This is a genomic window from Catenulispora pinisilvae (assembly GCF_015356865.1).
GTDB classification, from domain to species: domain Bacteria; phylum Actinomycetota; class Actinomycetes; order Streptomycetales; family Catenulisporaceae; genus Catenulispora; species Catenulispora pinisilvae.
This window is the reverse complement of record NZ_JAAFZA010000030.1, coordinates 31,702-44,940: the sequence shown is the minus strand read 5'-3', so window position 1 is coordinate 44,940 and position 13,239 is coordinate 31,702. Positions and strand designations below refer to the sequence as shown.

The window sequence follows — 13,239 nt, the reverse complement described above, 5'->3', positions numbered from 1 at the left end:
CTGGGCTGGCGACACGATGGCCGGCGGCTGACCCGCCGACCCGGTATGCCCCTGGCGACTTGGAGCGACCGAGGATTGGTGGCCGGGCGGGCTGAGCGACATTGGAAAACCAGCGTCGGAGCTCCGAGCCTGGCCGCACCGGTCCCTTGCCGCGCTGCGCTTGCAAGCCGCATGCCCACGACGCTCGTGCCGATTTGCGCGCAGGCGCGGGCCGGGTCGAGGGCGTCCGTCCGGCACGCCCAGCCACCAGCGGCGAAGCCGCCAAAGACACGAGCCCCGCCGAGTTTTCCGTGCGCTGCGGCGGCTGCGCGGCCTCGCCAGACCGGCCACCAATCCTCGGTCGCTCTTAAGACGTGACGCCGAACTGCGTGCGGTGGTGCCGCGGCTTGTCGACCTCGTCGACCAGGGCGAGAGCGAAGTCGGGGCCGGAGATGGCCGACTCGCCGTCGTCGTCGAACAGGGCGACGTCGCCTCCGGTCCGGTAGGTGCCGGTCGGCGTTCCGGGGGCGTAGGCGCCGTAGGAGGCGGCCGGGCTCGCGTAGAACCAGTCGAGGTTCTCCGGTGCCTCGTCGATCAGGTAGTCGACGACGGCGGCCATGACCCGGGCCTCTTCGGCGAACTCCGGCGGGACGTCGTCGCCTTCGGCGAAGCGGGGCGCTCCGGCGGCGGGGCGCAGGGCGCTGAAGCCGCCGACGACGCCGAGGCGGGCGCCGGAGGCGGCGGCGAGGTCCGCGAGGTCCGCGTAGAGGGGGAGCAGGTCCTCGCCGAGCCCGGCGCGCGGGGAGATCGCCGCGAAGACGGCGTCGGCGCCGGTCACGGCACGGCGCAGGGCGTCCGGGTCGGTCGCCGAGCCCGCCAGGTAGGTCACGCCGGGGAGCTGCTCGGCCGGGAGGCTGCGGCTCAGGGAGGTCACCTGGTGTCCGCGGGCCGCGGCCTCGCGGATGATGTGGCTGCCGGTGTAGCCGGTGCCGCCAATGACGGTGATGGAGGTCATGGGGTGCCCTGTCTTCTCGTCGTTGCGATCCTGAGATTTTCGACCTTGACGTGAGCGAGCCTAGAAGAGATGGCCACCGTCTCGCAGAAGATGCTCACCCAGACGCTGCGCGAGCTGGAGCGCGACAGGCTGGTCACCCGGCAGGTCGGTATTCGGCCGATCCGGCGGCCGAGTCCGGGGTCGGATGATCCGACGGATATCGCCAGAGAATGTCGCGGAAATGTGAATCAATTGCAGGTGCCGCGGATTTTTTGAGAAGGCGCTTCGTAGCCTCTAATGTCCTCCGGTGCCCTACGACCTGCGCTCTGTTGTGCTCACACCTCATGCTCAGCCGTCAAGCGTGAGGTTCGTTCTGGCCGGAACCGGCGTGTAGCGCGTCGCGTCGGATGCTGAGGCCTTGTTGTTTCCTGAAGTCCTCGGGAATTGCAGATAAAGCCCCAGGTTTTAGGCGACGGCCGTGACGGTGCTCTCGGCCCTGGTGGCGTCCCGGAATCGCCTCCGCGCTGCTGAACGCCGCACAGCAGATCGGCGGAGCACTCGGCCTGGCGGTCCGGTCCACGATTTCCACCAGCGCGGCCAACAGCAAACTGCCTGACGCCGCCTCCAGTTTCTACCGCGGGCTGCACACCAAGGACGGACTTCTCCCTGGTGTCCAGGGCCGGGCAAGCGATGACCCACGGCTACACCGCGGCCTTCATCGCCGGCGCCTGCATGTTCCTCGCCGGTCTCGTCGTCACCGCGCCGGCGGTCAACGCCACGAAGCAGCAGCACGCCCAGGGGGACGTGCCGCGGTCCACATCGGCTGACCGCCGCACCCCGCCTCGATTTGATAACCCTTTTAATAACGGTTTCGCTAAGGGGTTTACGAACTCGACACGCCTGCGTAATCTCAAGCCACACCGAGCCCGACGGCCCGGTCCGCAAGTACTTGAGAACCATGAGGAGCCCACCGAGATGCGACCCCGCCTGTCCGGCGATCTGCGCCGTGCGAACCGCGTGGAAGTGATGCGGAGCTTCTACGGCGGCCGCACGCTGACCCGGGGCGATGTCGCCGCGCAGCTCGGGGTGTCGGTCGCCACCGCCGGCACGATCATCGGCGAGTTGACCGCGGCCGGGTTGCTGGAGGAGACGCAGAGCGCGCGGTCGGCGGCCGGGGGGCGGCCGGCCAGCCGGCTGCGGATGCGGGCCGCGGCGCCCTATCTGGTCGGTGTCGACCTCGCCGAGACCCACGTCATCGCCGAGATCTTCGACCAGGCGATGACCCGGGTCGGGCACTTCCAGATGCCGGTGGCGCCGACCGACGACGATCCGGACTCCGTGGTCGGACACGTCGTGGACACCGTCCAGGGCGTCATCGCCGCGCTGGACGGCGTGAGCGCGGCCGACGTGGCCGGGGTCGGCGTCAGCCTGCCCGGCCAGGTGGACCGGGAGGGCGGGGTCTCGATCCACGCGCCGAACTGGGGCTGGCACGGCGTGCCGTTCAAGTCCCTGTTCCAGAAGCGCTGCGAGCTGCCGGTCCTGCTCGACAACCCGCTGAAGGCGATAACGCTGGCCGAGATGATGTTCGGCGAGGCCGGGGACCACGACGACAGCGTCGTGGTGAACCTCGGCACCGGCGTCGGTCTCGGGGTCGTGGCCGAGGGGCGGCTGTTGCGGGGCCGTACCAACAGCGCGGGGGAGTGGGGGCACACGGTGCTGGTCGCCGACGGCCGGCCCTGCCACTGCGGAAGCCGCGGCTGCGTCGAGGCCTACATCGGCGCCGCCGCGCTGCTGGACCTGCTCACCGACGTCGATCCGGACAGCCCGCTGCTGGTCCCCGGCGACCAGGCCGCGACCGTGGCCCGGCTGGCCGAGGCGGCGGCGCGCGCCGACCCGGTCGCGGTCGCCACGCTGGAGCGGTTCGCCCGGCCGCTGGGCATGGCGCTGGCCAACGCCGTCAACATGCTCAATCCCGAACTGCTGGTGGTCGGCGGCTGGGTCAGCGCGGCGTTCGGCGAGCCGCTGCTGGCGGCCGTGGAGCCGGTGGTCAAGGAGTTCTCCCTGACCGTGCCCTACGACGCCGTCACCCTGGCCGCCTCCCGCATCGCCGACAACCCGGTGTCGCTGGGCATGGCGGTGCTGGCCTTCGAGACGTTCGTCCTGCCCTAGTCGCCTTACTTGCGCGGTACACAGCCACACAGCGAAGCAGTAGCCCACAGCGAAGCAGTAGCCACACAGCGAAGCAGTAGCCACACAGCGAAGCAAGGAGCGAAGACCGACCATGGCGTCCCCACCCCTGGACCTCGCCCGCCCCCGCCGCCGCGCGGGACGGCGGCGCGGATCCCTGGCCGGCTGGAAGTTCGTCAGCCCCTTCATGGCCCTGTTCGCGCTGGTCTTCCTCGCCCCGATCGGCTACTCGATCTACCTGAGCCTGTACAAGACCCAGCTGATCGGCGGCACGCATTTCGTCGGCTTGCAGAACTACTCCGACGCCCTCAAGGACTCGCAGTTCTGGACGTCCTTCTCCCGCGTCGCGTTGTTCCTGGTCATCCAGGTCCCGATCATGCTCGGGCTGGCGCTGTTCCTGGCGTTGGCCATCGACAGCGGCCGACTCTACGGGGCGGCGTTCTTCCGGATATCAGTGTTCATGCCCTACGCGGTCCCCGCCGTCGTCGCCACCTTGATGTGGAGCTTCATGTACGGGACCCAGTTCGGCCTGGTGCGCGACATCGACAAGCACTTCGGTGTCACGCTGCCCGACCCGCTGTCCCCGCACCTGATCCTGGCGTCCATCGGCAATATCGTGACCTGGGAGTGGGTCGGCTACAACATGCTGATCCTGTACTCGGCGCTGCGGGTGGTGAACCCCTCGCTGTATGAGGCGGCCGCCATCGAGGGCGCCGGCCAGTGGCGCATCATCTGGTCCATCAAGCTCCCGGCGCTGCGTCCGGCCATCGTGATCGCCACCATCTTCTCGATCATCGGCAGCTTCCAGCTGTTCAACGAGCCCAGCATCCTCAAGCACCTGGCGCCGAACGCGATCACCACGTACTACACGCCGAACTACTACGCCTACTCGCTGTCCTTCGACGGCCAGCAGTTCAACTACTCCGCGACGGTCGCCATCATCATGGGCGTGGTCACGATGATCATCGCCTACGCCGTCCAGCTGCGCGGCATACGAAAGGCGGTCTGAGCCGTGACGACTGAGACCGTTCGGCCCCGCCGCCCCCGCAACTCCACGCCGCCGATCCGGGCCAAGGCCCGGCGCGCGCCGCTCAAGCGCCGCAAGAGCCTCACGCTGACCGTCCTGTGCACGGTGATGCTGGTCTACAGCCTGCTGCCGCTGGCCTGGCTGGCGATCAACGCGACCAAGAGCCAGCAGAACCTGTTCAACTCCTTCGGGCTGTGGTTCAAGGGCTTCGGCTTCTTCTCCAACCTCGGCGACACGTTCAGCTACGAGCACCACATCTTCGCCCGGTGGCTGCTCAACACCCTGCTGTACGTCGTGGTCGGGGCCGGCGGCGCCACCTTGCTGGCCACGCTGGCCGGCTACGGCCTGGCGAAGTTCGACTTCGTGGGCAAGAAGGCCGTGTTCGCGACGGTCATCGGCGCGGTCGCGGTGCCCGCCACGGCGCTGGCCGTCCCGACCTTCCTGATGTTCTCCAAGATGGGGCTCACCGACACCCCGTGGGCGATCATCATCCCGTCGCTGATCTCGCCGTTCGGTCTGTACCTGATGTGGACGTTCAGCGCCGAGGCGGTCCCGGCCGAGATCATGGAGTCGGCGCGGATGGACGGTGCCGGGGAGTTCCGCACCTTCTTCTCCGTCAGCCTGCCGCTGCTGGGTCCCGGCATCGTCACGGTGCTGCTGTTCAACGTGGTCACGACCTGGAACAACTACTTCCTGCCGCTGATCATGCTGAAGAACCAGGACTGGTATCCCCTGACGCTGGGCCTGAGCACCTGGAACGACCAGGCCCACACCGCCGGCGGGGACGTGGTGTTCAACCTCGTCATCACCGGCTCGCTGGTCACCATCATCCCGCTGATCGCGGCGTTCCTGCTGCTCCAGCGGTACTGGCAGTCGGGCCTGAGCGCCGGAAGCGTGAAAGGTTGACGGCGCCCCGGCCCGACTGCGGAACCCCTAGGAAAGAGAAGGGAACAGCTATGACGATAACCCGTCGTCGCGGCGTCCTGCTGGGCGCGTCCGCGCTGGCTGTGGCGTTGGCCGCGACCGCTTGCGGATCATCATCGAGCGGCGGTGGCAAGTCCTCGTCCGGCTCGTCGCAGGCCGCCTCGGTCTCCGACGCGGACCTGCAGGCGGCGCTGTCCGCCGGCGGGAACCTGACGGTGTGGGCCTGGGAGCCGACACTGAAGAAGGTGGTCGCGGACTTCCAGACCAAGTACCCGAAGGTGCACGTCAACCTGGTCAACGCCGGAACCGGCAACGACGAGTACAAGGCGCTGCAGAACGCGGTGCAGGCCGGCAAGGGCGTCCCGGACGTCGCGCACATCGAGTACTACGCGCTGCCGCAGTTCGAGCTCACCAAGTCGGTGGTCAACCTGGACCAGTTCGGCGCGGCCGCGCTCAACGGCACCTTCACCCCGGGACCGTGGAACTCGGTGCAGGCCGACGGCGGCGTCTACGGCCTGCCGATGGACTCCGGCCCGATGGCCCTGTTCTACAACCAGACCGTCTTCACCAAGTTCGGGATCACCACGCCCCCGGCCACCTGGGACGAGTACATCGCGGACGCGAAGAAGATCCACGCCGCCGATCCCAGCGTCTACATCACCAACGACACCGGCGATGCCGGGTTCACCACCAGCATGATCTGGCAGGCCGGCGGCAAGCCGTACTCGGTCAGCGGCACCACGGTCGGCGTGAACTTCGCCGGCGACGCCGGCACGCAGAAGTTCGCGACCGCCTGGCAGCAGCTCATCGACGGCCACGACCTGTCGCCGGTCAGCGCCTGGAGCGACGCCTGGTACCAGGGCATGGCCGCCGGCAAGATCGCCTCGCTGACCATCGGGGCGTGGATGCCCAGCTCCCTGGAGTCCGGTGTGAAGTCCGGCTCCGGGCAGTGGCGGGTGGCGCCGATGCCGCAGTGGACGGCCGGCGGGAAGGTGACGTCGGAGAACGGCGGCAGCTCGCTGGCGGTGATGAAGGCGAGCACCAACCAGAAGCTGGCGTACGCGTTCCTGAAGTACGCGACCGTGGACGAGGGCGCGCAGACCCGCGTGGACAACGGGGCGTTCCCGGCCACCGTGAAGCAGCTGAACTCGCCGGACTTCCTGAACAAGACCGACCCGTACTTCGGCGACCAGAAGATCAACCAGGTGCTCGCGCAGAGCGCCAGCGAGGTCGCGCCGGGCTGGTCCTACCTGCCGTTCCAGGTCTACGCCAACAGCATCTTCAACGACACGGCCGGCAAGGCCTACATCGGCGGCTCCTCGCTGGCCGACGGGTTGAAGGCCTGGCAGGACGCCTCGATCAAGTACGGCAAGGACCAGGGCTTCACCGTCAAGTAGCGCCTGAGGGGCAAGTAGCGCCTGAGGGGCCGAGCGTGCGGCCGGGTCAGTGGCCCGGCCGCACCTGGGTCCTGCCGTGAAGAAGCGCGGGAACGTACAGGGAGCAAGACGAACGTGGCAGTACTCGACATCACCGACGACGGCTTCGCCCTCGACGGTCAGCCGTTCCGGATCATCGCCGGCGGCCTGCACTACTTCCGAGTCCATCCGGCGCAGTGGTCCGACCGGCTGCGCAAGGCCCGGCTGATGGGCCTGAACTCTATCGACACCTATGTGCCGTGGAACCTGCACGAGCGGCGGCGCGGCACCTTCGACTTCAGCGGGATCCTCGATCTGGCCTCGTTCCTGGACCAGGCCGCCGCCGAGGGGCTGCACGTACTTCTGCGGCCCGGGCCGTACATCTGCGGGGAGTGGGAGGGCGGCGGGCTGCCCTCATGGCTGCTCGCCGAGCCGGACCCCGCCCTGCGGAGTACGAACCCTGCCTTCTTCGATGCCGTCGAGGCGTATCTCGACGCGCTGCTGCCGATCGTCTTGCCGCGGTTGGGAACCCGCGGCGGGCCGATCATCGCGGTGCAGGTCGAGAACGAGTACGGGGCATACGGATCCGACACCGCCTATCTGGAACGGCTGTATGAGGCGCTGACGTCGCGCGGTATCGATGTGCCCTTATTCACCTCCGACCAGCCCGGGGACCTGGCGGCCGGTGCGCTGCCCGGGGTGCTGGCCACCGCGAACTTCGGGAGCAAGGCGACCGCGTCGCTGGCCGCGCTGCGGGCGCAGCAGCCGACCGGGCCGCTGATGTGCACGGAGTTCTGGAACGGGTGGTTCGACGCGTGGGGCGGCGTGCACGCGGTGCGCCCGGCGGAGGACGCCGGGGCCGCGCTGGACGAGATCCTTCAGGCCGGGGCGTCGGTGAGCTTCTACATGTTCCACGGCGGCACCAACTTCGGCTTCCTGAACGGTGCCAACGACAAGGGCACCTACCGGGCCACGGTCACGTCGTACGACTACGACGCGCCGCTGGACGAGGCCGGGGACGTGACCGAGAAATACCGGCGGTTCCGGTCCATCATCGGCAAGTACGAGGCGCTGCCGGAAGAGGAGATCCCCGAGGCGGGGCCGAAGCTGCCACCGGTCGCGGTGGCGCTGCGCGGGCGCGCGCCGCTGTTCGCCCCGGCGAGCTTGGCGGCGCTGGGCACTGCGCAGACCGCTGATTCGCCGCTGACGATGGAGCGCTTGGGGCAGGACTTCGGGTTCGTGCTCTACGAGGCGCGGCTGCCCGCCGCCGGACCGGTGACGCTGGCGTTCGAGCAGGTAGCCGACCGTGCGCAGGTGTTCGTCGACGGGCAACCGGTCGGGGTGCTGGAGCGGGAACGGCACGAGCACGTGGTGTCGTTCGTCGTGCCGCGCGCCGGAGCCGAGCTGCGGGTACTGGTCGAGAACCAGGGGCGGGTCAACTACGGGGTGAAGCTCGCGGATCGCAAGGGGCTGATCGGCTCGGTCTACCTCGACGACGCCGTGCTGACCGGCTGGAGTTCGCGGCCGCTGCCGTTGGACGAGCTGTCAGGGCTCGACTTCGCCGAGGCTGAGACCGAGACCGAGACCGAGACCAAGGGGGCCGTGGGGGCCGTGGTCGGACCCTGCTTCCACCGGGGCACGTTCCGGGTGGAGCAGGCGGCGGACACCTACCTGCACCTGGACGGCTGGACCAAGGGCGTGGCCTGGGTGAACGGGTTCAACCTGGGGCGCTATTGGTCGCGGGGGCCGCAGGGTTCGCTGTACGTGCCCGGCCCGGTGCTGCGCGAGGGGGAGAACGAGCTGGTGGTGCTCGAACTGCACGGCTCACGCGGCCCGACTGTCGAGCTGCGGCCGGTGCCGAACCTGGGGCCGACCGAGCTGTGAGCCAGCTGATGTGTGCCTGGTGTAACGCACCTGATGTGAGCGAGTAAGCCAACTGAATTGCGAGACCGGCGGGGCCGCTGCCTGTGAGGGAGCGGCGGCCCCGCCCACAAAACCTGCTCAGTCGCCTCGCCTCACCCGGCCTTCAGCGCCGCCAACCGCTTCGCCACCTCAGCCTGGTCGGCCAGCCCCTCCAAGTCGTTGAACTGCGCGTCCAAGCTCGACGCCGCGAGCTCCTGCTGCCCCTTCACCTTCGCCTCCTCGCGGCGCACCTTCTCCTCGAAGCGGCTGACCTCGCTGGAGGGGTCCATGATGTCGATGCTCTTCAGGGCGTCGTTGACGTGCGACTGGGCCTGGGCCGACTTGGAGCGGGCGACCAGTTCGTCGCGCTTGGTCCGGAGCTGGCCCAGCTTCTCCTTCATGCTGTTCAGGCCGGTCTTCAGCTGCTCGACCACTTCCTGCTGGCCCTTGATGGTCGGGGCGGCGGCGCTCACCTGGCGTTCGGCGGCCAGCTGGCGTTCCAGGGCCACCTTGGCCAGGTTGTCGAAGCGGTCGGCTTCGGCGGTGTCGCCGGCGGTGCGCAGGGCGTCCGCGCGCTGGCTGGCCGCCAGGGCCTTGTCGCCCCACTCCTTGGCGGACTTCACGTCCTCGGCGTTGTCCGCCTCCATCAGGCGCAGGTTGCCGATGGTGGTGGCGACCGCCTGTTCGGCCTCGGAGATGTTGTCGGTGTAGTCGCGGATCAGCTGGTCGAGCATCTTCCCCGGGTCCTCGGCCGAGTCCAGCAGGGCGTTGATGTTCGCCTTCGCCAGCTGCTTCACCCGGCCCAGGATGGTCTGCTTGGTCATCGTCGTGCCCTTTCGTCGTCGCTGGATCAGAACCTGCCGCCGCCCCCGAGACGTCCTCGGGTGCCGCCGCCGCCGAAGCTGCCGGGGCCGGCGCCGCCGAACCCGCCGCCGCCGGAGGGCCAGCCGCCGCCGCGTCCGCCGCCGCCCCGTCCACGTCCGCCGCCCAGCAGGTCGCCGAGGATGATGCCGCCCAGGACGGCGCCGCCCATCGACCCGGACTGGCCGCCGTAGGGGGAGCGGTAGCGGTCGGAGTCGTCCTGCGCCGCGGCCATCGCCTGCCGCGCCCGGCTGTCAGCCTGCTGCGCCAGCGTCAGGGCCTGCGACGGATCGCCGCTCGCGGCCGCCGCCGACTGCTGCAACAGCCGCTTGGCCTCGGCCAGCCGGGTCCGGGCCTGGCTGCCGACGGCGCCGCGCCGGGTGGCGATGAAGTCCTCGGCGGCGGCGATCTCGCTGCGCGCCGTCAACGTCGCCTGCTCCAGCAGGCTCTGGGCCCGCCGGTGGTTCTGCTCCCGTTCGCGCACCGCGTCCAGCGCCTCGTCCAACAGCGCGTCCGCCTCCTCGGCCCGCCGCAGCGCGTCGATCGGGTCGTAGCGCCCGAACATCTCCTGCCGCAGCGTCGCCGACACCTGCTGCGCGCGCGCCGCGCGTCCCGCCAAGTCCGCCGACGTCGCGGCGGCGCCTTGGGAGGCGGCCAGCCCGTGCGCGTCGGCCAGATCCGAATCCATCTCGGCCAGCGCCGCCGGGAGCTTCGCGGCGGCCGAGTCCAGTTCGGCCGAGCGCCGGTCGATCGCGTCCAGCAGCTGTCCGGCCTGATCGATTCCCGCCTCGGCGCCCCGGATCAGCACCGCCGACCGCCGCCGGTCCCCGCCGTCCAGCGCCACCCGCGCCGCGGCCAGGCTGTCGTCGGCGAACGCCAGCCGGTCGGCGATCTGCTGCGGGTGCTCGGCGATCGGCGCGGCGGCCGAGTCGGCGAAGTCGGCGCGCAGCCGCTGGAGCAGCGCCGTCGCCGCGGTGACGCGCGCCGACTGGGCGGCGGCGACCTCAGTCGCGGCGGCCAGCGCGGTCGGCGCGTGCTCCACCAGCGCCCGCAGCCGGTCGAAGGCCTTGGCCTCGGCGTCCAGCCGGCCGTTGGCCCGCTGGCAGCGTTCGATGATCTCGGCGAGCATCCGGCGCTGCGTGGGCTCGTCCTCCGGGATCTCGTCGTCCAGCGCCTGCCGGATCCGGAACGCGGCCGTCAGCTCGGCCTTGGCCTCGGCCAGCGCCGCGGCGAACGGCGCCGCCGCCTCGTCGCCGAACTCCGCGCTGGCGAACCCGAGCTCTTCCTCACTGGTACGCACCGCGTCGTCAGTCGCGACCAGCGCGTGCTTGGCGGACGCGTCCAGGTCCTTGAGCGGGACCTGGCTCACCGAGCGGCCGGACCTCGCGCCCGAGCCCGGGGCCGCCGGCCGCCGCCGCGACCGGGAGTAGGCGAACAGGCCCACCGCGCCGGCGCCGACGACCACCACCGTGCCCGCGACCCAAGCGCCGCTGTCCGAGGAGGACGAGGCGCCGGGATCGGGATTCCCCGGCGTGATGGCGACCGCCGGTACCGGCTGACCGGCCACCACCGCGCCGATGCCGTCGGCCGCCCCGATCGCCGCGCCGGCCCAGTCGTTCTGCCGCAGCGCGGGCTCGATCGCGGTCCCGGCGACCGACGCCAGCTGCGCGGGGGTCACGCCGGAGTCGGTGTCCGTGGAGTAGCCGTACTGACGCGCGTGGGTGGCGACCGCGAGCAGGACGTCGTGCAGACCCAGGCCGTTCTTGGTCGCCGTCTCGTTGGCCCAGTCGACGGGCGCCTTGCCCGAGAAGTCCCGGACGTAGACCACGAACAGCTGGACGCCGTGCTGCGCGTCGAGCCGGTTCAGCGCCGTCGTGACCTGGTCCCGCCGGTCGCCGAGCGCGCCGGCCTTGTCGGTGATCTGCCCGGTCCGGTCGAGCTGGACGGGGGAGTCGGTGCTGATGGAGTCGGTGCTGATGGAACCGGTACTGATGACGGCCGCGGTGCTCGCCGGCGGCGCCCACCCGATGGCGGCGCCGACCAGCAGCACCAACGCCGCCGAACGGCAGGCGAGCACCCGCAGCCGTGTCGCCGTCGCCATGCCGGTCTCCCGTGGTCCCTGTGTTGCCTGGTCATTCGGTGGTCGGCTGCCGTTCGCCCGTTCCGTCGATCGACGGTAGGCAGCGCCTCCGGCGGCCCGCGACCGGAGTAGGCCGACCGGTCACGAACGGCGGCGCGCGCGGCGTCCCACCCGTCCGGAGCAATCCGGCCCCGAACGGAGCAACCCGGCTTGATCTTCGCGGCGGCCCGTTGCCAGGCTGAGCGCTCCGTCGGATCGAGCGAAAGCCTCACTACATGCGCCATCTCCGCACCCGTACCCGACTCGCGACCGCCGTCGCCCTGGCGACCACCGGCCTGCTCGCCGTCCAGGCCGCCAGCGCCTCGGCCGCCGTGCACTCCCAGCGCTCCCAGAGCTCCCAGCACCTGCCGGTGCAGCAGAACAACGGCTACTACGCCGCCTGCGGCCCGGCCGCGGACGTCACCGCGATGGCGACGGCGCTGAGCCTGGTGAGCATCGGCAACGTCGCGCTGTACACCGGCGCCGGGCGCACCGGCACCGGCTGCGACGTGATCAGCGGCAACGGCCTGCCGATCGGCACCGACTTCCAGGTGATGGGCATGACCGCGGCCAACATCGACAACCGCACGAACGAGCCGGTGGCCGTCTACTCGGACCTGACCGACAACCTCGACGCGACCGTGGGCGCCGGCACCGACAGCGACATCAACCCGGTGGACGTGAACTTCGCCGCGTACCCGGAGGGCAGCACCCCGCCGCCGGACGACAGAGGCCTGATTCCCGCCGCGGTGTTCCAGTTCCCGAAGGGCTGAGGCCTCGGGTTCGGAGTCAGAAGTACTCGCGGAACTGACCGGCGCTCGCCGGTCAGTCCACGTCGTTTCGCTTTCTTTCGCGGCGCCTATTCCGCGGCGGGCCCGGTGTTCAACACCGGCTGCACCTGCTGCTCACTGCACAGCACCACCAGCAGGTTCGAAACCAGCCGCGCCTTGTGGTCCTCGTCCAACACCACCCGACCGCCCTGCCCGATATGGGTCAGCGCCGAGTCGATCATGCCGAGCGCGCCCTCCACGATCTTCGCGCGCGCCCCGACCACCGCGCTGGCCTGCTGCCGGCGCAGCATGTTGCCGGCCACTTCGGGCGCGTACGCGATCCGGCGCAGCCGCACGTCGGTGACCACGATCCCGGCCGCGACCAGCCGCTCGCCCAGCTCGGTACGCAGCGCCTCGGCCACCGCGCCGGGGTCGCCGCTGAGCGAGAGCCGCTCCTGGCCGTGGCTGTCGTACGGGAAGCGGCTGGCCGTGTGGTGCAGCGCGGCCTGGGTCTGCAACCCGACGAAGTCGTCGTAGTCCAGGACGTCGAACACCGCCTTGGCCGTGTCCTCCACCCGCCACACCACCATCGCCGACACCTCGACGGGATTGCCGTCCATGTCGTTGACCTTCTGGTACTCGCTGTCGTTCGTCCGGATCTTCAGCGAGACCCGGTTCTTGTACGCCAGCGGGTTGACCGCGTACCAGCCGGGCTCGCGCACCGTCCCGGAGTACTTGCCCAGCCGGGTCAGCACGACCGCCTCATTCGGCCGGACGATGACCAGCGCGCGGAACAGGAACAGTCCCAACGGCGGGATCACCAAACACACCAGCGCCAGCAGCAGCCCCCTGATCCCCGACATCCGCCACGCTTGCTTCTCTACCGACTCCACAGCACGTCCTCCCCGTATGGCCGCGCAGGACTCCCCGTCCTGGCCGAACTAGTAACTGTAGCCAGCTTCGTGAACGGGCGGCGGAATCAGAGGACTGAGACGACGTCTTCCTAAAGCGCTTCAGGGCTGCCCCACTATGCACTTGCGTAACGTCGGTGTCAACGCTCC

The 13,239-nt window shown here is 70.1% G+C and carries 10 protein-coding genes and 1 pseudogene; 7 read left to right on the top strand and 4 right to left on the bottom strand.

Translation table 11 applies throughout. The features are described from left to right. Window positions 1-346 precede the first annotated feature (346 nt). Entirely contained in the window at window positions 347-994 is a 648-nt protein-coding gene (locus IZR01_RS11190) for an NAD(P)-dependent oxidoreductase (protein WP_194896053.1), read from the bottom strand. A 69-nt stretch (window positions 995-1,063) separates the two neighbouring features. Here IZR01_RS11190 and IZR01_RS54175 point away from each other — a divergent pair. From IZR01_RS54175 to IZR01_RS11160, 6 genes and pseudogenes are all read left to right on the top strand, one after another. Further along, window positions 1,064-1,141 (top strand): annotated as a pseudogene (locus tag IZR01_RS54175) (winged helix-turn-helix transcriptional regulator); the annotation flags it as partial. An 807-nt stretch (window positions 1,142-1,948) separates the two neighbouring features. Next, window positions 1,949-3,142, top strand: coding sequence for an ROK family protein (locus IZR01_RS11180; RefSeq protein ID WP_194923770.1), 1,194 nt, complete (start codon window positions 1,949-1,951; stop codon window positions 3,140-3,142). Window positions 3,143-3,254: 112 nt separating this feature from the next. Further along, window positions 3,255-4,169 carry a carbohydrate ABC transporter permease gene (locus tag IZR01_RS11175; protein ID WP_194923769.1) on the top strand — a complete coding sequence of 305 codons (915 nt, stop codon included), beginning with the start codon at window positions 3,255-3,257 and terminating at the stop codon, window positions 4,167-4,169. A gap of 3 nt (window positions 4,170-4,172) precedes the next feature. After that, the gene (locus tag IZR01_RS11170) at window positions 4,173-5,093 is read left to right on the top strand and encodes a carbohydrate ABC transporter permease (RefSeq protein WP_194893160.1); all 921 of its coding nucleotides are present in this window, start codon (window positions 4,173-4,175) and stop codon (window positions 5,091-5,093) included. A gap of 50 nt (window positions 5,094-5,143) precedes the next feature. After that, window positions 5,144-6,508, top strand: coding sequence for an ABC transporter substrate-binding protein (locus IZR01_RS11165; protein WP_194923768.1), 1,365 nt, complete (start codon window positions 5,144-5,146; stop codon window positions 6,506-6,508). A 114-nt stretch (window positions 6,509-6,622) separates the two neighbouring features. Beyond that, window positions 6,623-8,410 carry a glycoside hydrolase family 35 protein gene (locus IZR01_RS11160; protein WP_194923767.1) on the top strand — a complete coding sequence of 596 codons (1,788 nt, stop codon included), beginning with the start codon at window positions 6,623-6,625 and terminating at the stop codon, window positions 8,408-8,410. Between the two features lie 131 nt (window positions 8,411-8,541). Here IZR01_RS11160 and IZR01_RS11155 read toward each other — a convergent pair whose 3' ends face one another. Together IZR01_RS11155 and IZR01_RS11150 are read right to left on the bottom strand one after the other, a co-directional pair. Beyond that, window positions 8,542-9,252, bottom strand: coding sequence for a PspA/IM30 family protein (locus IZR01_RS11155; protein ID WP_194893157.1), 711 nt, complete (start codon window positions 9,250-9,252; stop codon window positions 8,542-8,544). 26 nt (window positions 9,253-9,278) lie between these two features. Beyond that, window positions 9,279-11,390 carry a TPM domain-containing protein gene (locus IZR01_RS11150; RefSeq protein ID WP_194923766.1) on the bottom strand — a complete coding sequence of 704 codons (2,112 nt, stop codon included), beginning with the start codon at window positions 11,388-11,390 and terminating at the stop codon, window positions 9,279-9,281. A 254-nt stretch (window positions 11,391-11,644) separates the two neighbouring features. On the opposite strand from IZR01_RS11150, the gene IZR01_RS11145 reads away from it, so the two are divergent. Further along, a complete protein-coding gene (locus IZR01_RS11145; RefSeq protein WP_194923765.1) occupies window positions 11,645-12,181 on the top strand; it encodes a hypothetical protein in 537 nt (178 codons plus the stop codon). An 86-nt stretch (window positions 12,182-12,267) separates the two neighbouring features. Here IZR01_RS11145 and IZR01_RS11140 read toward each other — a convergent pair whose 3' ends face one another. Further along, on the bottom strand, window positions 12,268-13,071 hold the full coding sequence (locus IZR01_RS11140; protein ID WP_194923764.1) for an SPFH domain-containing protein: 804 nt from the start codon (window positions 13,069-13,071) through the stop codon (window positions 12,268-12,270). Window positions 13,072-13,239: the final 168 nt, after the last annotated feature.

Excerpts from the sequence above, each read along its gene's own strand:
- IZR01_RS11190 (WP_194896053.1), bottom strand. The coding sequence starts at position 994 with ATGACCTCCATCACCGTCATTGGCGGCACCGGCTACACCGGCAGCCAC.
- IZR01_RS11180 (WP_194923770.1), top strand. The coding sequence starts at position 1,949 with ATGCGACCCCGCCTGTCCGGCGATCTGCGCCGTGCGAACCGCGTGGAA.
- IZR01_RS11175 (WP_194923769.1), top strand. The coding sequence starts at position 3,255 with ATGGCGTCCCCACCCCTGGACCTCGCCCGCCCCCGCCGCCGCGCGGGA.
- IZR01_RS11165 (WP_194923768.1), top strand. The coding sequence starts at position 5,144 with ATGACGATAACCCGTCGTCGCGGCGTCCTGCTGGGCGCGTCCGCGCTG.
- IZR01_RS11155 (WP_194893157.1), bottom strand. The coding sequence starts at position 9,252 with ATGACCAAGCAGACCATCCTGGGCCGGGTGAAGCAGCTGGCGAAGGCG.
- IZR01_RS11150 (WP_194923766.1), bottom strand. The coding sequence starts at position 11,390 with ATGGCGACGGCGACACGGCTGCGGGTGCTCGCCTGCCGTTCGGCGGCG.
- IZR01_RS11145 (WP_194923765.1), top strand. The coding sequence starts at position 11,645 with ATGCGCCATCTCCGCACCCGTACCCGACTCGCGACCGCCGTCGCCCTG.